Below are 17,800 nucleotides of genomic sequence, written 5' to 3'. Positions count from 1 at the left end.
TTGCCTCCCTCTCCTCGGCCGCCTTCGGCCGCGGGTCTAGTGCGCTTGGTACGGTGCGACGACGACCTCGACGCGCTGGAACTCCTTCAGGTCCGAGTATCCCGTCGTCGCCATGCTGCGGCGCAAGGCTCCCACCAGATTCGCAGTCCCCTCGGCGACGGGCGCCGGGCCGTACAGGATCTCCTCCAGCGGGGCGACCTGCCCGACCTGCACGCGGTTGCCGCGCGGGAGGTGCGGGTGGTGCGCCTCGGCACCCCAGTGCCAGCCGCCGCCGGGCGCGTCGGTCGCGCGGGCGAGCGTGGAGCCGAGCATGACGGCGTCGGCACCGCAGGCGATCGCCTTCACGATGTCGCCCGAGCTGCCGAGTCCGCCGTCGGCGATGACGTGCACGTAGCGGCCGCCCGACTCGTCCATGTAGTCGCGACGCGCGCCGGCGACGTCCGCGACGGCGGTCGCCATCGGGGCGTGGATGCCGAGCGTCGAGCGGGTCGTGGAGGCCGCGCCTCCACCGAAGCCGACCAGCACGCCGGCCGCGCCGGTGCGCATGAGGTGCAGGGCCGCGGTGTACGTGGCGGCGCCGCCGACGATGACGGGCACGTCGAGCTCGTAGATGAACTTCTTGAGGTTGAGGGGCTCGACGCCCTTCGACACGTGCTCGGCCGAGACGGTGGTGCCGCGGATGACGAAGAGGTCGACGCCGGCGGCGACGACCGTCTCGTAGAGGTCCTGGGTGCGCTGCGGCGACAGGGCGCCCGCGACGGTGACGCCCGCCTCCCGGATCTCGGCGAGGCGGCGGGTGACCAGCTCGGGCTTGATCGGCTCGGCGTAGATCTCCTGCATGCGCGCGGTCGCCTTGGCGGCCGGGAGCTCGCGGATCTCGGCGAGCAGCGGCTCCGGGTCCTCGTAGCGGGTCCAGAGACCCTCGAGGTCGAGGACGCCCAGGCCGCCGAGCTGGCCCATCATGATCGCCGTGGTGGGCGAGACGACCGAGTCCATCGGGGCGGCGAGGAACGGGATGGAGAACTGGTAGGCGTCGATGCCCCAGGACACCGAGACGTCCTCGGGGTCGCGGGTGCGCCGGCTGGGCACCACCGCGATGTCGTCGAAGGCGTACACGCGGCGAGCGCGCTTGGCGCGCCCGATCTCAATCTCCATGCTCACCAGCCCAGTCTATGGCCCGCCCCTCGCCCGGCCCACCTGCCGCTTGTCGGGAGGGCCTGGCAGAGTGGAGGGATGACCGTCGACGCCGAGCCCCTGGACCGCCTCCGCCAGCGCACCAGCGAGAAGTGGCGCGCCTACCCCTCCGACGTGCTTCCGCTGTTCGTCGCCGAGATGGACTACCCGCTGGCGGAGCCGATCGCCGCCGCCCTGCACGCCGCGATCGACCGCTCCGACACGGGCTACGTCGGGCCCGAGCGCGGGATGGAGACGGCCTTCACCGAGCACGCCCGCGACGCGTGGGGGTGGGAGGTCGACCAGGCCCGCGTGCGGACCTCGACCGACATCGGCGTCGTGGTGGTCGAGGCCCTGCGCCGGCTGATCGCACCCGGGGACCGGGTCGTCATCACTCCTCCGGTCTATCCACCGTTCTTCTCCTACGTGCCGGAGGCCGGCGGAGTGGTCGCGGAGGTCCCTCTCGTCGACGACGGCACTACCTGGTCGCTCGACCTGCCGGGGCTGGAGCGCGCGTTCGCCGAGGGAGCGCGCGCGCTCCTCCTGTGCAACCCGCACAACCCGCTCGGCCTGGTGCACCCCCGTGAGGACCTCGTGGCGGTCGCCGAGCTCGCGGACCGGTACGGCGTCCGCGTCGTGAGCGACGAGGTGCACGCCTCGCTGACTCACCGCGACGCGACCTTCACCCCGTTCCTGAGCGTGTCGGACGCCGCGCGCCGCGTCGGCATCGCGGCCCACTCGGCCAGCAAGGCCTGGAACCTCGCCGGGCTCAAGTGCGCCTTCTTCGTGACGGCCGGCGACGAGATGGCGGCACTCGTGCGCGAGCTCCCCATCGAGATCGAGGAGCGCACGAGCCTGTTGGGCCGGATCGCGAGCGAGGCCGCCTACCGCGAGGGGATGCCGTGGCTCGACGGCGCGCTCGACGCGATCGAGGGCAACCGCCGCCTCCTCGCCGACCTGCTCGCCGAGCACGTCCCCGAGGCCCGATACCGCGAACCGCGCGCCAGCTATCTCGCCTGGGTCGACCTCAGCGCGCTCGGCTGGGGCGACGACCCCGCCCAGCGCATCCTCACCGAGATGAAGGTGGCGCTGGGCAACGGGCCGGCCTTCGGTAGGCCGGGCATCGGGTACGCACGGATCAACCTGGCGTGCTCCCCCGAGGTGCTGACCGAGGCCGTGACCCGGATCGGGCAGATGCGGGACTAGCGCGCCCGCGCGACCCGGGCCTCGTCCCAGACCGGCTCGTCCGCTTCGTAGACCTCGCCGTCGGCGCCGAACACCAGGAACCGGTCGAAACCGCGCGCGAACCAGCGGTCGTGCGTCACGGCGATGACGGTGCCCTCGTAATCGGCGAGACCCTCTTCGAGCGCCTCCGCCGACACGAGGTCGAGGTTGTCGGTCGGCTCGTCGAGCAGCAGCAAGGTCGCGCCCGACAGCTCGAGCAGGAGGATCTGCAGGCGCGCCTGCTGGCCGCCCGAGAGCGACTCGAAGTTCTGCTCGGCCGACGCCGCGAGTCCGTAGCGGTCGAGCACACGGCTCGCCGCCTCCCGCGGCATCCCGTCGCGGCGGTCGTCGCCGCGGTGCAGGATGTCGAGGAGGCTGCGGCCGACCAGTTCGGGATGCTCGTGCGCCTGGGCGAAGAGCCCCGGCGCCACGCGCGCGCCCAGCTTCGCCGCGCCGGTGTGCGGCACCGGAGCGCCCGCGTACGCCGCCGATGCCAGGTGCCCGGCCCCCGGGTCCGGGTCGGTCCCGCCCGCCGCGAGCAGCCGCAGGAAGTGCGACTTGCCCGAGCCGTTGGAGCCGAGCACGGCGACGCGCTCGCCGAACCAGATCTCGCCGTCGAACGGGCGCATGAGCCCGGTCAGTTCCAGGCGGTGCAACTCGGCGACCCGGCGCCCGGTGCGCGCGCCGGTGAGGCGCATCCGCACGTTCTGCTCGCGCGGGCGTGCCTCGGGCGGTCCTGCGGCCTCGAACTTCGCCAGGCGGGTCTGCGCCGCCTGGTACGCGTTCGCGAGATCGGAGTTGTACTTCGCCTTCTCTTTGAACCGCAGCACGAGCGCCTTCAGCTTGACGTGCTCCTCGTCCCAGCGCCGGCGCAGCTCCTCGAGTCGCGCCATGCGCTCCTCCCGCGCCTGGTGGTAGCCGCCGAAGCCGCCGCCGTGCGTCCACGTGCTGTTGCCCGCCGCGCCGAGCTCCAAGGTCACGATGCGGTCGGCCGCGTTCGCGAGCAGCTCACGGTCGTGCGAGACCAGCAGCACGGTCTTGGGCGTGGCCCGCAGCTGCTCCTCGAGCCATCGCTTCGCGGGCACATCGAGGTAGTTGTCGGGCTCGTCGAGCAGGAGCACCTGCTCAGGGCCGCGCAGCAGCGCCTCCAGCACCAGGCGTTTCTGCTCGCCCCCGGAGAGCGTGCGGACGGACCGGTACTGGGCGCGCTCGAACGGGAGCCCGAGCGCGGTGACCGTGCAGTTGTCCCAGACGACCTCCTGGTCGTAGCCGCCGGCGTCCGCGTACTCGGCGAGCGCGTTCGCGTAGCGCAGCTGGGTGTCGGTCTCGTCGCGCTCGATGATGGCCTCCTCGGCCGCCGTGAGCGCTTCGGCCGCGCGGCGGACCGCCGCCGGCGCGACTCCGACGAGCAGGTCGCGCACGGTGCGATCGTCGCGCACGTGTCCGACGAACTGGTCCATCACGCCGAGGCCGCCGTCGATCACGACGCCCCCGGACTCGGGGCGCAGGTCGCCGCGGATGATGCGCAGGAGCGTGGACTTGCCGGCGCCGTTCGCGCCGATCAGAGCGGAGACGGTGCCGTCGCCGACGCGGAACGAGACGTCGTCGAGCAGCGGCCGCCCGTCGGCGAGTGTGTACGAGACGCCGGAGACGTCGATGTGACCCACGGTGGAACTCCTGGAGGACTGGTGATGATGCGCCTCGCCGGTGGGCAAAGCCTTCCAGGATAGACGAAGCCGCCGCCCGCGTCGAGCGCGGGCGGCGGCTTACGGGGTGTGTCTCAGTGGCGGTAGTTCGGCGCTTCGGCGACCATCTGGATGTCGTGCGGGTGCGACTCCTTCAGACCGGCCGGGGTGATGCGGACGAACTTGCCCTTCTCCTTGAGCTCCGGGATGGTGCGCGCGCCGACGTAGAACATCGACTGGCGCAGCCCGCCGAGCAGCTGGTACGCGACGGCGGAGAGCGGGCCGCGGTACGGCACCTGCCCCTCGATGCCCTCGGCGATCAGCTGCTCGTCGCTCGGCACGTCCGCCTGGAAGTAGCGGTCGCGGGAGTACGAGGTCTTCTTGCCGCGGGTCTGCATCGCACCGAGCGATCCCATGCCGCGGTAGTTCTTGTACTGCTTGCCGTTGACGAAGACCAGGTCGCCGGGCGACTCGGTGGTTCCGGCCAGCAGCGAGCCGAGCATGACGCTGTCCGCACCGGCGACGAGGGCCTTGGCGATGTCACCCGAGTACTGGAGGCCGCCGTCCGCGATGAGCGGTACGCCCGCGGGGCGAGCGGCCAGCGAGGACTCGTAGACCGCAGTGACCTGCGGCACGCCGACACCGGCCACGACGCGGGTCGTGCAGATGGAGCCGGGGCCGACGCCGACCTTGATGGCGTCCGCACCGGCGTCGATCAGGGCCTGCGCGCCGGAGCGCGTCGCGGCCTGGCCGCCGATCACGTCGACGTGGGAAGCGCGCGGCTCGTGCTTGAGCCGGCTGATGATGTCGAGCACACCGCGGCTGTCGCCGTTCGCGGTGTCGACGACGATGACGTCGACCCCCGCGTCGATGAGGGTCATCGCGCGCTCCCAGCCGTCGCCGAAGAAGCCGATGGCCGCGCCGACGCGCAGGCGGCCCTCGTCGTCCTTGGTGGCGAACGGGTACTTCTCGCTCTTGTCGAAGTCCTTCACCGTGATGAGGCCGCGGAGCTTGCCGTCGGCGTCCACCAGGGGGAGCTTCTCGATCTTGTGCTCGGCGAAGATCGCGACCGCGGAGTCCGGGTCGATGCCGACCGGGGCCGTGATGAGCGGCTGCCGCGTCATGACGTCGCGCACGAGGGTCGTGGAGCGCTCGAACGGCGAGACGAACCGCATGTCGCGGTTGGTGATGATGCCGACGAGCGAGCCGTCGCTCTCGATCACCGGGAGACCGCTGACGCGGAACTGACCGCAGAGGATGTCGACCTCTTCGACCGTCGCGTCCGGCGTGGTCGTCACCGGGTTCGTGATCATGCCCGACTCCGAGCGCTTCACCTTGTCGACATGCGCCGCCTGGTCCTCGATGGAGAGGTTGCGGTGGATGATGCCGATGCCGCCCTGACGTGCCATCGCGACCGCCATGCGGGACTCGGTGACGGTGTCCATCGCGCTCGAGAGCAGCGGGGCGGCCAGTGAGATGCGCTTGGTCAGGCGCGTCGAGGTATCAGCCTCGCTCGGGATGACGTCGGTGTGCCCGGGGAGCAGCATGACGTCGTCGTAGGTCAAACCGATGAATCCGAACGGATCCGCCTGGTCCATTTCACCCCTATCAAGATGCGCGTATGTGGATGTCCCATGGTAACGGCTGCGCCTGGTCCTCTATTCCGAATCGGCTGAGCGCGGGCTCAGAGCACGCGGGAGAGGAAGTTGCGCGTGCGCGGGCTCGTCGCTCCGTCGACCGTGAGGCGGTCGGAGGCGCCCGTCTCGACGATGCGTCCCTCCTCCATGAACACGAACCGGTCGCACACCTCGCGGGCGAAGCCGATCTCGTGCGTGACGATCACCAGGGTCATGCCGGTGGACGCCAGACCCTTGATCACGTCGAGGACTTCGCTCACCAGCTCGGGGTCGAGCGCGCTGGTCGGCTCGTCGAAGAGCATGAGCTTGGGGTGCATCGCGAGGGCGCGGGCGATCGCGACGCGCTGCTGCTGACCGCCCGAGAGCTGCGCCGGGTAGGCGTCGGCCTTGTGGTCGAGTCCGACCTGGCGCAGCAGCTCGTGCGCCTCGGCGATCGCCTCCGCCTTCGGGCGTCTCAGCACGCCGACGGGAGCCTCGATCACGTTCTGCAGCACGGTGAGGTGGGCGAACAGGTTGAAGCTCTGGAACACCATCCCGATCTCCTGGCGCTGCCGGGCCTCGGCGCGGCCCGAGAGCTCGCGCATGACGCCCTTGCGAGGCTTCCAGCCGAGCTCCTCGCCGTCGAGCACGATGCGGCCGCGATCGATGCGCTCGAGCATGTTCATGCAGCGCAGGAGGGTGCTCTTGCCGGCACCCGACGGACCGAGCAGCACCACGGTCTCGCCGCGCTCGACCTCCAGGCTCACGTCGTCGATGACGGTCACGTCGTCGTAGCGCTTGGTGACGTCGGTCACCTGCAGGAAGGGGCTCATGCGCGGTTCTCCTTCGGCGTCGCGTCGGTGGGCGTCGCGCTCTCGGCGGCGGTGTCGTCCGGGGTGGCGGAGTCCGGGAGGACCGGCTCCACCTCGATGGTGCGCCGGCCGACGCGCGAGGGCGACGAACGCAGGGCGCGCTCGATGAAGTACTGCCCGACGGACAGGATCGAGACGACGATCATGTACCAGAGCGTCGCCACGATCAGCAGCGGCACGATGCGGAAGTTCGACGAGTAGATCTGCTGGACCGAGTACATCAGGTCGGGCACGGCGATGAAGGCGACGAGGGAGGTCGACTTCAGCAGGTTGATGGTGTCGTTCGCGATCGGCGGGAGTGCGACCCGGAACGCCTGGGGGAAGACGATCTTCATCATGGTGCGGGTGCGCGTCATCCCGAGCGCGACGGCCGCCTCGCGCTGACCGGCGGGCACCGACTGGATGGATGCCCGCAGCACCTCGGACGTGTACGCGGCCTGCTGCAGCGAGAACGTCACGATGGCGGCGACCAGCGGGTTGATGAGCTCCTGCGTGTTGATCGACAGGAACACCGGCCCGTACGGGATGCCGATGTCGATGGTCGGCCAGAGCAACGACAGGTTGAACGTCAGCACCAGCAGCACCAGCAGCGGGATCGACCGGAAGAACCAGACGTACAGCCAGGCGAGCCCGCGCAGCACCGGGTTGTCGGAGAGCCGCATCGTGGCGAGCAGTGCGCCCAGGATGACGGCGACGACGATGGAGATCGCGGTGATGAGCAGCGTGCGGCCGAGACCGGCCAGCACGTCGTAGTTCAGGAAGTACTGCCCGATGGTCGGCCAGTCCAGGGCCTGGTTGAACGCCAGGCCCTGGAGCCAGCCGAGCAGGAGGAGCACGAGCAGGGCGGCGACCACCCAGCGCATGATGTGGCGGTTGGGGATGTGCGGCGCGAGGGCCGCCGATCCCTGTTCGTGTTCGGGCATGAGGGTGCTGTTACTCTCCGACGTTGGGGTCCGGGTTGACTTCTGCCTTGTCGATGGCGTCGCCCTCGACCCCGTACTTCTTGAGGATCTTCGTGTACTCGCCGTTGGCGATGAGCTCGTTGATGGAGTCGGCGAGCGCCTGCGCCATCCCGTTGCCCTTCTTGGTGGCGATGCCGATGAGGACGAACTGGTACTTCGGGCCGCCGATCGAGAACTGGCCGGACGACTGCTTCGAAATGTACCCGAGGTTGGTCAGCGTCGCGGTCGTCGCGTCGACCTGCTTGCTGCTGACCGCGAGGGTCGCAGCGCCCTGGTCGGCGAAGGTCTGGACGTTGATCTCCTTCTTGCCCGCAGCGGTGCACTTCGTGGACTGCTCCTGCAGCACCGGGATGGCGCTGTCGGCCGCGACGACGGAGATCTTCAGGCCGCACAGGTCGTCCATGCTCGTGCCGAGGTCGGCGCCCTTGAGCCCCATGAACTGGTAGTGGTCCTCGAGGAAGGAGACCTGGTCGAACGTCTTCTCGCGCTCGGCGGTGACGTCGGCGCCGAACGCGCCGAAGTAGTTGCCGCTGTTGACGCCGAGGAGCGCGTTCTCGAAGGAGTCCTGCTTGAGGGTCACCTTGGTGCCCCAGGGTCCGCCGACGGCGGTGGCGAGGTCGGTGCTGATGCCGACGATCTTGCCGCCGTCGAGGTAGGCGTACGGCGGGTACCCGGTGACGGCGGGCGCCACCAGGTCCTTGCCCGCGAAGGAGGACGGCAGTTCGACCGTCGCCGTCGAGGGCGTGGAGGAGGCGGAGCCCGACGAGGATGCCGGGGTGCTGCTGCAGCCGGTGAGCAGCGCGGCCGCTGCCGCCGCGATGCCGATGCCCGCCGCGAGGGGGCCGCGGCGGAGGGAACGTGTGATCGTCATTCGATTCTCCCGATGGTGAGTTTCTTCAGTCCGATGGTGCGGGTCTCCTGGCACGCCGCCGCGAACTCCTCGAGTCCGCTGGTGATCGACGCCCAGATGGTGCAGGGGGTCCAGCCGAGCGGGCCGAAGATCCGGCCGCCCTTGCCGTAGAAGATGCCGACCTCCCACAGCTCGAAGTCCAGCCCGGCCATGAGCTCCTTGGGCTGGAAGAACCAGACCAGGTCGCCCGCGGCGGGGATGACCTGCTGGTTCTCCGCCGGGAGGGCGGTCGGGTCGAACGTCTGCGCGCTCTGCGGCAGCCCGAACATGATCTCGGGGCCGGCGTACATCGCGTGCATGACATCGTCGCTCACGGGCGACTCGAGTGCGCTCCAGATCGCCTCGGCGGTCTTCGGCGCGGCGTCGAGCAGCAGGGTCGCTTCGGCGCGCGGGCCGCCCTCGAACTCGAGGAAGATGCGCTTGGGGGTCGTGCTCACACGAACTCCTTGTCTCTAGGGGTGGATGCGGCACGCCGGCGGTATCCGTCGGCGGCCGCGATGAAGGGCGCGAGCAGGCGCGTCGCGTGGGCGCGCCCCTCCACGCCTGGCATCTTCTCCGGGTGCCACTGCACCGCCCGGAGGAAACGCGAGGTGTCGGTCCCGGCCACGGCCTCGATCGTGCCGTCCTCGGCGCGGGCGGCGATGGCCAGCCCGGCGCCGAGGCGGTCGATCGCCTGGTGGTGGATCGAGTTCACGACGCCGTCGTCGGGCAGGGAATCCGCGACCCAGCCGGCACCGTCCACGATCCGGTGCCGGCTGAGCCGCTCCTCCCCGCTCCCGACAGCGGGGTGGTCCGAGGTGTGCGGGAGGTCGGCGACGAGCGTGCCCCCGCGGTGGACGTTGAGGATCTGCAGGCCGCGGCAGATGCCGAAGACGGGCATGCCGATCCGCTGGGCCTCGGTGAGGATCGCGTGCTCGGTCGCGTCGCGGGGGCCGGAGGCCACGTCCTGGCCGCCCGAGAGGAGCACCCCGTCGACACGGGAGAGGAGTGCGCGCACGTCCGGGTCGACGACGTCGGGGACGAGCAGCGGGATGCCGCCGGCGGCCTGGACGCTGTCGGCGTACTCGCCGCCGAGCGTGTAGAGGTCGGTCTGCGCGCCGAGTCCCGTCGCGAGCGCGCGGCGCCAGACCGTGACGGCGATGATCGGGCCGGTCATGCGCCCAGCTCGATCCAGGTGCTCTTCACGTCGGTGTACTTGTCCACCGCGTGGGCGCCCTTGTCTCGGCCGTATCCGCTCGCACCGACACCGCCGAAGGGCATCGACATGTCGCCCTCCTCGTAGCAGTTGACCCAGACGGTCCCGGCCCGCAAGCGTCGGGAGACCAGGTGGGCGGCCGAGAGATCGCGCGTCCAGAGCCCGGCGCCCAACCCGAACGGCGTGCCGTTGGCCACCGCGACCGCCTCGTCGACGCTGTCGACCGCGATGACCGAGAGCACCGGGCCGAACACCTCGACCTGGGCGATCTCCATCTCCGGGCGGACGCCGGTGAGCACGATCGGGGCGATGTAGCTGCCGCGGCCGGTGCCGATGTCGTGGCGGGAGGTGGACCCCGCGGCGAGCGTCGCCCCGTCGGCGAGCGCGCGCTCCACGAAGCCCAGGATGCGCTCGAGCTGCCGCTCGCTCACCACGGCCCCACTCGGCGCCTCCCCGCTGAGCGGGTCGGCCGGCGCCATCGCCGCTGCCTGGGCGACCGCCGCCTCCACCGCCCGGTCGTGCACGTCGCGGAGGACGACCATGCGCGACGACGCACTGCACATCTGCCCCTGGTTGTAGAAGGCGCCCCACGCCGTCGAGCGGCCGGCGGCCTCCACGTCGGCATCGCTCAGGATGACGGAGGCGGACTTGCCGCCGAGCTCCGGCCAGACGCGCTTGCCGTTGGACTCCGCCGAGTAGACGAGGAAGCGGCGGCCGACGCCCACCGACCCGGTGAAGGTGAGCACGTCCACGTCGGGGTGGCGGCCGAGTGCCTCGCCGACCGTGTCGCCCCGGCCCGGGATGACGTTGAGCACCCCGGCGGGCAGTCCCGCCTCGAGCGCGAGCTCGCCGAGCCGGAGTGCCGAGACCGTGGTCTGCTCCGCGGGCTTGAGGACCACGCTGTTGCCGGCGACGAGGGCGGGGCCGAGCTTCCAGGCCGTCATCGTGAGGGGGAAGTTCCAGGGGACGACGGCGCCGACCACGCCGGCGGGCTCGCGGGTCACCAGGGCGAGCGCGTCGGGAGTGGCCTCCGGAGCCTCCCCCGGCAGCTTGTCGGCCAGCTGGCCGTACCAGCGCAGGCACTGGGCGACCGCACGCAGCTCGACGCCGAGGGCGTCCTGCACGGGCTTGCCCATCTCGAGCGAGATCCGCAGCGCGAGCTCGCGGGCGTTCTGCTCGACGAGGTCACCGAAGCGGATCAGCACGCGCCCGCGCTCGATCGCCGACCGCCGCGACCAGGCGCCGCTCTCGAAGGCGGCACGCGCCGAACGGACGGCGGCGTCGACGTCAGAGGCGGTCCCGTCGGCCACGACGGCCAGAACGGAGCCGTCGCGGGGGCTGACGAGGTCGAACCCGGTGGGGGCGTCGGAGAGGAGCCGGCGGCCGCCCACGAGCGGCGCGGTGTCCCAGTTCAGGTTCCCCGCCGCGTGCTGCCAGGTGTCTCGCATTGCCGCCCTCTCTCCATTGGTTGAAGTGAGGTTATGCGTTAACGGCCACTATCGCAATCACAAATTTAGGTTTCGGCCACTTCTGCAACAAGATGTTTACAAATCAGCCACATCCGGCAACTCGGCGACGAGCATCGGACCGCGGCGGACGGGAGCGAGCACGACCGACGTCTGCGCCGCCGTGACGCCCAGAGCGGCGACGTCCTCGGTGAGGAACCGGTACAGGGCGTGCTCGTCCTCGACGACGCAGTCGACCAGCAACTGGGTGGCCCCGGTGCAGGCGGCGCAGAAGCGCACGGAGGGATGCCGCCCGAGCGCCTCCCCCACCGCCTCCACGCGGTCGGGAGAGACCTGCAGCCAGGTGAGCGCCTCGACGCGCAACCCGTGCAGGGCGGGACTGATCTCGGTGCGCACGTGCAGCACGCCGGCGCCGAGCAGGGCGTCGAGCCGCCGCTTCACCGTCGGAGGGGTGACACCGATCCGCTCCGCCACGTCGCTCGCCGTGGCACGGCCGTCCTCGGCGAGCACTGCGACCAGCCGGTCGTCGTCCGCCGAGAGCGCCACACGCCCGCTCGCGCGCGGGGCCGGCTCCTCCCCGTTGCGGAGCTGCGCCAGCACGGCCGGCGGGAGCGGGATGGCCGTCCAGTCGAAGCCGGAGCGGAAGAACTTGAGCACCGTCCCGACGCGCACCGACACCAGGTGGTCGAGCTCGGGGAGCTCCTCCACCACCAGCCGGGCGCTCTCCTCCGGTGTGCGCGGCATGAGCTGGCAGATCACGTCTGCGCCGCTCTCGAGCACAGACACGCTCGACGCGTCGGGGCGCGTGGCGAGCGCCTGCGCAACCGCGACCGCCCGGCCCGGCCGGGTGCCGATCTGGATGACGAGCGGGCGCGCATCCCCCACCATCGTCGTATCGAGATAGGTGGAGACGCGCACGGCGCCCACGTCCAGCAAGCGCTGCCCGCGGCGCGCGATCGTGCGCACCGGAGCGTCGATCACCTTGGCGATGAGCCCCCAGCTGGCGCGCCCGTTCGCCTGGAGCGCCGCCGCGATGCGGGAGTCGAGTTCGTCGAAATCGGTGGAGATGGCCACGCCCCTACGCTAGCCGGGCATCCCGGCGCACGCCGCGAGCGGAGACGATCATGTCCACACTGAGCACGACGAGGGCCAGCCAGACGATCCCGAAGCCGAGCCACCGTTCGGGCGGCATCGCCTCGTGCAGCACGAACACGCCGACCATGAACTGGATGAGCGGCGTGACGTACTGCACGAACCCCATGTAGACGAGCGGGAGGCGCCGGGAGGCCGCGGCGAAGAACAGCAGCGGCACCGCCGTCACGACGCCCGCGCCGGCCAGCGCGATCGTGTGCCACGTGCCGTACGCGCCGAGGGTGATTCCCGTGGTCATCCCCACGATGACCAGCTGCACGATGGCGACCGGGGTGAGCCACATCGTCTCCAGCGTGAGCCCGGAGACCGCGTCGACCGAGGGCCCGACGCGCTTCTTGATGAGCCCGTAGAAGCCGAACGAGAACGCCAGCACCAGCGCGATCCACGGGAAGGCGCCGTAGCCGACCGCGAGGACGATCACGGCCACGGCGCTCAGCGCGACCGCGACCCACTGGGCCGGGCGCAGCCGCTCGCGCTGCACGAGGACGCCGAGGAGGACCGTGACGATCGGGTTGATGAAGTAGCCGAGGGCGGCCTCCACCACGTGCCCGGTCACCGTGGCGAGCACGTACGTCTGCCAGTTGACGTAGATCAGCGCGCCGGCGAGGGCCATCGTGAACAGGATGCGCGGCGAGCGGATCAGCGCGACGAGCGGACGCCACGCCCGCGTCACCGTGATCAGGAGGGCGCAGAACACCAGCGAGAAGACGACGCGCCAGGCGACGATCTCCCACGCCGTCGTGGGTGCCAGGGCGATGAAGTAGAGGGTGAGGACGCCCCACAGGACGTGCGCCGAGAGGGCGAAGACCAGTCCGGAGGTGCGGCGGTCGGTCGTGGGAGCAGGCGGTGTCACCCGACAGACTCTAGCGACCCCGGCCGACAGACGAGAACGGCCCGGATGCCAGAAGGCATCCGGGCCGGACGTGAGACGGGGTGCGTCAGCGGACGACGACCGCGAGCACGTCGCGGGCCGAGAGGACGAGGAGGTCCTCGCCGCCGAACTTGACCTCGGTGCCACCGTACTTGGAGTAGATGACCTTGTCGCCGACGGCGACGTCGAGGGGGATGCGGTTGCCGTTGTCGTCGATGCGGCCGGGGCCCACGGCGACGACTTCGCCCTCCTGCGGCTTCTCCTTGGCGGTGTCGGGGATGACCAGACCGGACGCAGTGGTCTGCTCAGCCTCGACCTGCTTGATGACGATGCGATCTTCGAGCGGCTTGATGGAGACCGACACGTTGACCCCTTTCCTATGACGAACGGTGTCTTGACAGAAGACGTGAGTTAGCAGCCTCGCACTGCGAGTGCTAACGAGAGTCTAGAGGGTGCGTTAGCAGTCACGCAACGTGAGTGCCAAGAGGTAGCGTGTGGGTCATGGAACGGTCCGAATTCGTCGAACTGCTGAGCTCGGAAGGGCTCCGCCTGCTCGACTCCCTGCCCCCGTACCGGACCGAGAAGGACGTGCTGCGTCTCGTCACCGACCTGCGCAAGCAGGGGCACTCCCCCGGCCTGGTCGCCGCCGTCCTCACCCAGTCGAAGCTGCGGCGCAAGGCCGTCGCGAAGTTCGGCGACTTCGCCTCCCGGATGCTCTTCACCGAGGCCGGCTTGGAGCAGGCGACGCGGCTCTCGGTGGCCGCCCGGCACGCCGGCCGCTTCCGCACGGCGGGCATCCGCCGCGTGGCCGACCTCGGCTGCGGGATCGGCGGCGACGCCCTCGCCTTCGCGGCCATCGACCTGGAGGTGACCGCCGTCGAAGCGGACGAGGTCACCGCGGCCATCGCCGCCTACAACCTCGCCCCGTTCCCGTCCGCGACCGTCGTGCACGGTCGCGCCGAGGAGACCGACCTGCGCGCCGTCGACGGCGTCTTCCTCGATCCCGCCCGCCGGACGGCGGGACACGCGCAGACCGAGCGGCTGACCGATCCCGACGACTACACGCCCTCCCTCGGCTTCGCCTACGAGATCGCAACCGGGCGCTCCGTCGGAATCAAGCTCGGTCCCGGATTCGACCGCGACCTCATCCCCTCGAACGCCGAGGCCCAGTGGATCTCGTCCGACGGCCAGGTGGTCGAGCTCGGCCTGTGGTTCGGTGCGCTCGCACGGAGCGGGACGCGCCGAGCGGCACTCGTGCTGCGCGGCGACGACGCCCACGAGCTGACGGCGGAGGCCGACAGCGAGGACGCCGAGACCGGCGACCTCGGCGACTACCTCTACGAGCCGGACGGCGCGGTGATCCGCGCTCGCCTGATCGGCGACCTGGCCCGCTCGCTCGGCGGACGCATGGTCGCCGACGGCATCGCGTACATCACGGCGGACGCCGCGGTGGAGACGCCGTTCGCCGCCGGGTTCCGGGTACTCGAGACCCTCCCGTACGGCGAGCGCGACCTCAAGCGCGCGCTGCGCGACCGCGGCATCGGCACCCTGGAGATCAAGAAGCGCGGCGTGGATGTCGACCCCGCCGCGCTCCGCAAGCGCCTGGCGCTCAGCGGCGACCGCTCGGCGACCCTGATTCTCACCAGGATCGCCGGTCGGCACACCGCGCTGCTGGCCGAGCGGCTCTGAGGCCGCCCGGCGCCGCGACCCGCGTCAGTACGTGTTGTAGTTGGCGGAGAAGCTCGCGAACAGAATCGCCAACCCGATCCAGACGATGATCGCGATCGCAATGCTCACGAAGCCCAGGATGAGGCCGGTGAGCCAGAATCCCTTCGCCTGCGGCTCCTTGCTCCGGCCGAGGAAGCCGAGCACGACCGCCGCGATGCCGAACAGCACGCCGATGCCCCAGGCGATGTTGAGCACGATGCCGACGATGCCGCCGATGAGCGAGAGGATGCTCAGGATGGGCGTCTTCGAGGGCGCCGCGTAGGGCTGGGCGTACCCGGGCGCAGGCTGACCGTAGGCCGGCGCGCCGTAGCCGGGAGCCGGGGGCTGCTGCCCGTACGGCTGCTGCGGCTGACCATACGGCTGCTGCGGCTGGCCGTAGGGCTGCTGGGGCTGTTGGCCGTACTGCGGCTGCTGCCCGTAGGGCTGCTGCGGCTGACCGTACGGCTGCTGCGGCTGCTGCGGCTGCTGGCCGTACGGGGCCTGCGGCTGCTGGCCGTAGGCGGGAGCGGCGGGCGGGGCGACCGGCGGCACGGATCCCGCGTCAGGGGCGGGTGCAGCAGGAGGGGCGGGCGGCGCTGCGGGAGCCGACTCGGTGGCCGGGGCCACGGGCTCCGCGGGCGGGACCGCTCCGTTCTGGGCGTCGGGGTCCGTGGGGCCGGCGGGCGCGTTCGGATCGGTCATGTTCCGCATCTCCTTCTAGCTACGGGAATTTCTGGGAACTCCCTGGGCCATCCCATCGTCCCAGCGGGGCCGCGGGGTGTCAACGACTAGCGGGCCACCTGGATCTCGGTGACGGGCAGCGTCGAGTCGGCGCCGAAGGTGAGCTCGCTCGGCTCGCGTCCGGCCATCACGAGCTGCGCGCCGAGGGCGGCGATCATCGCCCCGTTGTCGGTGCAGAGCGAGAGCGCCGGGATGCGCAGCGCGATGCCCGCCTCGCGGGTCCGTTCCGCCGCCAGCTGGCGCACGCGCGCGTTGGCGACGACGCCCCCGCCGAGCAACAGGCGCGGGACGCCGTGGTCGCGGCAGGCGGCGACGGCCTTGGTCAGCAGCACGTCGACGACGGCCTCGCGGAAGCTGGCGGCCACGTCGGAGACGGGCACCTCCTCCCCCGCGTCCTGCCGCTGCTCGACCCAGCGGGCGACCGCGGTCTTCAGCCCCGAGAACGAGAAGTCGTAGCGGTGCTGCTCGAGGTCCTTGGGCTTCGTGAGCCCGCGGGGGAACCGGATCGCGCGGGGGTCGCCGTCGGCGGCCACCCGGTCGATCTGCGGTCCACCCGGATACGGCAGCCCGAGCACGCGGGCCACCTTGTCGAAGGCCTCGCCCGCCGCGTCGTCGATGGTCTCGCCGAGCAACTGGACGTCCGAGACCAGATCGCGCACGAGGAGCAGGGAGGTGTGACCTCCCGAGACCAAGAGGGCGATCGTCGGCAGCTCCACCGGGTGGCCCGGGCCGCCCGACGCGTCCAGGAGATCGGCGCCGACGTGGCCGACGAGGTGGTTCACCGCGTACAGCGGTTTGCCGAGCGACACGGCGAGCGCCTTCGCCGCGCCGACCCCGACCATCAGCGCGCCCGAGAGGCCCGGTCCGCTGGTCACGGCGATCGCATCGACGTCCGCCAGCTCGATCCCGGCGTCCGCCACGGCCGTGCGGAGGGTCGGCGTCAGGGCCTCCAGGTGGGCGCGCGCAGCGACTTCGGGGACCACGCCGCCGTAGCGCGCGTGCTCGTCCATGGAGGACGCGATGGTGTTGGCGAGCAGCGTCGTGCCGCGCACGATCCCGACGCCGGTCTCGTCGCAGGAGGTCTCGATGCCGAGCACCAGGGGTTCGTCGCGGTTCATGCGATCGTCGTCTCCGGGGTCGGGACGGTGAGGCGCATCACGATGGCGTCCACGCCGTCCGGCTGGTAATACTGCGGCCGCACCCCGATCTCCTCGAAGCCGAGGGAGAGGTACAGCGCCTGCGCGCCCGGGTTGTCGGCGCGCACCTCGAGGAAGATCTCGCGGGCGCCGCGCGAACGCGCCTCGCCGATCAGCGCGTTCATGAGCGTCCGCGCTAGGCCGTGACGGCGGGCGTGGGGTGCGACGGCGATGGTCTGGATGTCGCCCTCGCCCGCGCCGCGCGGCGCCAGGAGCCCGGCGTAGGCGTCGATCTGCTCCGGCTCGCCGGGCGGGAACGCGACGAGGTAGTAGCCGTGCTGGCCGGTGACCTCGGAGCGCATCGACCGCTCGGACCACGCGTCGTTGACGAACAGCGCCCGCTCCAGCTCCATGATCGCCGGGACATCCGTCTCGGCGGCGCGGCGCAGCTCCCAGGCGGTCACGCGCTCACCCGCTTCGGCCCGGCGGAGAGCGTCACATCGGGCGAACGGAGGTAGAGGGGCTCGTCCGCGTCGAACGGCCGCTTGTTGGCGTAGCGGATCTCGGCGATCATCCCGAGCCGTCCCGCGCTCACCACGGTCGCGTCGACGCGGGCGATCCCGGAATGCGGGAGTTCGTCGGGCTTGCCGAGGCCCGGTCCGTCGAGCCGGATGGGGAGGCCGAGCTCGTCGACACCGCTGTAGGCCGTCCAGTACCGCTCGCGCCGGCGGGCGTCGGTCACCACCAGGAGCGGTCCCTCCTGACCCGCGGCGAATCGCTCCGCGGCGATGGCGTCGTGGCTGACGACGGGCACCAGCGGCCGCCCTGCGCCGATCGCGAAGGCCTTCGCCGCGGCGATGCCGACACGCAGGCCCGTGAACGGACCCGGCCCCATCCCCGCCACCACGCCCGAGAGCGCGGACACCGGTACGCCGGAGAGGTCGAGGGCCTCGCGGATCAGGGTGCCGATCACCTCGGCGTGCCGCATCGTGTCGGCCTCGACGACCTCGGACAGCACCCCGGCGTCCCGGTCGACCACGGCGACGCTCGTCCCGGAGGAGGTGTCGATGGCGAGAAGCATGCCTCCAGC

18 protein-coding genes are annotated in these 17,800 nt (G+C 71.2%); 2 read left to right on the top strand and 16 right to left on the bottom strand.

What is annotated here, in order from left to right; all coding sequences use genetic code 11:
- Positions 1-36 precede the first annotated feature (36 nt).
- Positions 37-1,155: a GuaB3 family IMP dehydrogenase-related protein gene (locus FHX33_RS19325; protein WP_179702665.1), complete on the bottom strand. Its 1,119-nt coding sequence runs from the start codon at positions 1,153-1,155 to the stop codon at positions 37-39.
- A 78-nt stretch (positions 1,156-1,233) separates the two neighbouring features.
- On the opposite strand from FHX33_RS19325, the gene FHX33_RS19320 reads away from it, so the two are divergent.
- Entirely contained in the window at positions 1,234-2,379 is a 1,146-nt protein-coding gene (locus tag FHX33_RS19320) for a MalY/PatB family protein (protein ID WP_021762469.1), read from the top strand.
- Here the strand turns inward: FHX33_RS19320 and FHX33_RS19315 are convergent.
- From FHX33_RS19315 to groES, 11 genes are all read right to left on the bottom strand, one after another.
- Positions 2,376-4,064: an ATP-binding cassette domain-containing protein gene (locus FHX33_RS19315; protein ID WP_183428871.1), complete on the bottom strand. Its 1,689-nt coding sequence runs from the start codon at positions 4,062-4,064 to the stop codon at positions 2,376-2,378. The two genes, FHX33_RS19320 and FHX33_RS19315, sit on opposite strands and share 4 nt — an antisense overlap.
- Positions 4,065-4,177: 113 nt before the next feature.
- The gene (guaB, locus tag FHX33_RS19310; protein ID WP_021763080.1) at positions 4,178-5,680 is read right to left on the bottom strand and encodes an IMP dehydrogenase; all 1,503 of its coding nucleotides are present in this window, start codon (positions 5,678-5,680) and stop codon (positions 4,178-4,180) included.
- Between the two features lie 86 nt (positions 5,681-5,766).
- Entirely contained in the window at positions 5,767-6,531 is a 765-nt protein-coding gene (locus FHX33_RS19305; RefSeq protein WP_021763079.1) for an amino acid ABC transporter ATP-binding protein, read from the bottom strand.
- Positions 6,528-7,493 carry an amino acid ABC transporter permease gene (locus tag FHX33_RS19300; RefSeq protein ID WP_021763078.1) on the bottom strand — a complete coding sequence of 322 codons (966 nt, stop codon included), beginning with the start codon at positions 7,491-7,493 and terminating at the stop codon, positions 6,528-6,530. The genes FHX33_RS19305 and FHX33_RS19300 overlap by 4 nt, the downstream gene beginning before the upstream one ends.
- A 10-nt stretch (positions 7,494-7,503) precedes the next feature.
- The gene (locus tag FHX33_RS19295) at positions 7,504-8,403 is read right to left on the bottom strand and encodes a transporter substrate-binding domain-containing protein (RefSeq protein ID WP_021763077.1); all 900 of its coding nucleotides are present in this window, start codon (positions 8,401-8,403) and stop codon (positions 7,504-7,506) included.
- Positions 8,400-8,879, bottom strand: coding sequence for a DUF3830 family protein (locus tag FHX33_RS19290; RefSeq protein WP_021763076.1), 480 nt, complete (start codon positions 8,877-8,879; stop codon positions 8,400-8,402). Before FHX33_RS19290 ends, FHX33_RS19295 begins: the two co-directional genes overlap by 4 nt.
- Positions 8,876-9,598, bottom strand: coding sequence for a gamma-glutamyl-gamma-aminobutyrate hydrolase family protein (locus FHX33_RS19285; protein WP_021763075.1), 723 nt, complete (start codon positions 9,596-9,598; stop codon positions 8,876-8,878). The genes FHX33_RS19290 and FHX33_RS19285 overlap by 4 nt, the downstream gene beginning before the upstream one ends.
- Positions 9,595-11,085: an aldehyde dehydrogenase family protein gene (locus FHX33_RS19280; protein WP_021763074.1), complete on the bottom strand. Its 1,491-nt coding sequence runs from the start codon at positions 11,083-11,085 to the stop codon at positions 9,595-9,597. Before FHX33_RS19280 ends, FHX33_RS19285 begins: the two co-directional genes overlap by 4 nt.
- A 96-nt stretch (positions 11,086-11,181) precedes the next feature.
- On the bottom strand, positions 11,182-12,177 hold the full coding sequence (locus FHX33_RS19275; RefSeq protein ID WP_021763073.1) for an Lrp/AsnC family transcriptional regulator: 996 nt from the start codon (positions 12,175-12,177) through the stop codon (positions 11,182-11,184).
- Between the two features lie 4 nt (positions 12,178-12,181).
- Positions 12,182-13,108 (bottom strand): EamA family transporter RarD, encoded by a 927-nt coding sequence (rarD, locus tag FHX33_RS19270; RefSeq protein ID WP_021763072.1) that lies wholly within the window; start codon positions 13,106-13,108, stop codon positions 12,182-12,184.
- 85 nt (positions 13,109-13,193) lie between these two features.
- Positions 13,194-13,490, bottom strand: coding sequence for a co-chaperone GroES (groES, locus tag FHX33_RS19265; protein ID WP_021763071.1), 297 nt, complete (start codon positions 13,488-13,490; stop codon positions 13,194-13,196).
- A gap of 137 nt (positions 13,491-13,627) precedes the next feature.
- Here groES and FHX33_RS19260 point away from each other — a divergent pair, with 137 nt between their 5' ends.
- On the top strand, positions 13,628-14,815 hold the full coding sequence (locus FHX33_RS19260) for a THUMP-like domain-containing protein (RefSeq protein ID WP_183428870.1): 1,188 nt from the start codon (positions 13,628-13,630) through the stop codon (positions 14,813-14,815).
- A gap of 24 nt (positions 14,816-14,839) precedes the next feature.
- Here FHX33_RS19260 and FHX33_RS19255 read toward each other — a convergent pair whose 3' ends face one another.
- The 4 genes from FHX33_RS19255 to tsaB form a co-directional block, all read right to left on the bottom strand.
- On the bottom strand, positions 14,840-15,535 hold the full coding sequence (locus FHX33_RS19255; RefSeq protein WP_183428869.1) for a DUF4190 domain-containing protein: 696 nt from the start codon (positions 15,533-15,535) through the stop codon (positions 14,840-14,842).
- A gap of 86 nt (positions 15,536-15,621) precedes the next feature.
- Positions 15,622-16,692: a tRNA (adenosine(37)-N6)-threonylcarbamoyltransferase complex transferase subunit TsaD gene (tsaD, locus tag FHX33_RS19250; protein ID WP_183428868.1), complete on the bottom strand. Its 1,071-nt coding sequence runs from the start codon at positions 16,690-16,692 to the stop codon at positions 15,622-15,624.
- Positions 16,689-17,174 carry a ribosomal protein S18-alanine N-acetyltransferase gene (gene rimI, locus FHX33_RS19245; protein ID WP_021764369.1) on the bottom strand — a complete coding sequence of 162 codons (486 nt, stop codon included), beginning with the start codon at positions 17,172-17,174 and terminating at the stop codon, positions 16,689-16,691. The genes tsaD and rimI overlap by 4 nt, the downstream gene beginning before the upstream one ends.
- Positions 17,171-17,791, bottom strand: coding sequence for a tRNA (adenosine(37)-N6)-threonylcarbamoyltransferase complex dimerization subunit type 1 TsaB (tsaB, locus tag FHX33_RS19240; protein WP_021764368.1), 621 nt, complete (start codon positions 17,789-17,791; stop codon positions 17,171-17,173). Before tsaB ends, rimI begins: the two co-directional genes overlap by 4 nt.
- Positions 17,792-17,800: the final 9 nt, after the last annotated feature.

Source organism: Leifsonia aquatica (assembly GCF_014190775.1).
In the GTDB taxonomy this organism is placed as follows: Bacteria; Actinomycetota; Actinomycetes; order Actinomycetales; family Microbacteriaceae; genus Leifsonia; species Leifsonia aquatica.
Note: the sequence above shows the minus strand (reverse complement) of the source record. Positions and strands in the feature narration are given on the sequence as shown.

Excerpts from the sequence above, each read along its gene's own strand:
- FHX33_RS19260 (WP_183428870.1), top strand. The coding sequence starts at position 13,628 with ATGGAACGGTCCGAATTCGTCGAACTGCTGAGCTCGGAAGGGCTCCGC.
- tsaD (WP_183428868.1), bottom strand. The coding sequence starts at position 16,692 with ATGAACCGCGACGAACCCCTGGTGCTCGGCATCGAGACCTCCTGCGAC.
- FHX33_RS19280 (WP_021763074.1), bottom strand. The coding sequence starts at position 11,085 with ATGCGAGACACCTGGCAGCACGCGGCGGGGAACCTGAACTGGGACACC.
- FHX33_RS19325 (WP_179702665.1), bottom strand. The coding sequence starts at position 1,155 with ATGGAGATTGAGATCGGGCGCGCCAAGCGCGCTCGCCGCGTGTACGCC.
- FHX33_RS19255 (WP_183428869.1), bottom strand. The coding sequence starts at position 15,535 with ATGACCGATCCGAACGCGCCCGCCGGCCCCACGGACCCCGACGCCCAG.
- FHX33_RS19300 (WP_021763078.1), bottom strand. The coding sequence starts at position 7,493 with ATGCCCGAACACGAACAGGGATCGGCGGCCCTCGCGCCGCACATCCCC.
- FHX33_RS19295 (WP_021763077.1), bottom strand. The coding sequence starts at position 8,403 with ATGACGATCACACGTTCCCTCCGCCGCGGCCCCCTCGCGGCGGGCATC.
- tsaB (WP_021764368.1), bottom strand. The coding sequence starts at position 17,791 with ATGCTTCTCGCCATCGACACCTCCTCCGGGACGAGCGTCGCCGTGGTC.
- FHX33_RS19305 (WP_021763079.1), bottom strand. The coding sequence starts at position 6,531 with ATGAGCCCCTTCCTGCAGGTGACCGACGTCACCAAGCGCTACGACGAC.
- guaB (WP_021763080.1), bottom strand. The coding sequence starts at position 5,680 with ATGGACCAGGCGGATCCGTTCGGATTCATCGGTTTGACCTACGACGAC.
- FHX33_RS19320 (WP_021762469.1), top strand. The coding sequence starts at position 1,234 with ATGACCGTCGACGCCGAGCCCCTGGACCGCCTCCGCCAGCGCACCAGC.
- FHX33_RS19285 (WP_021763075.1), bottom strand. The coding sequence starts at position 9,598 with ATGACCGGCCCGATCATCGCCGTCACGGTCTGGCGCCGCGCGCTCGCG.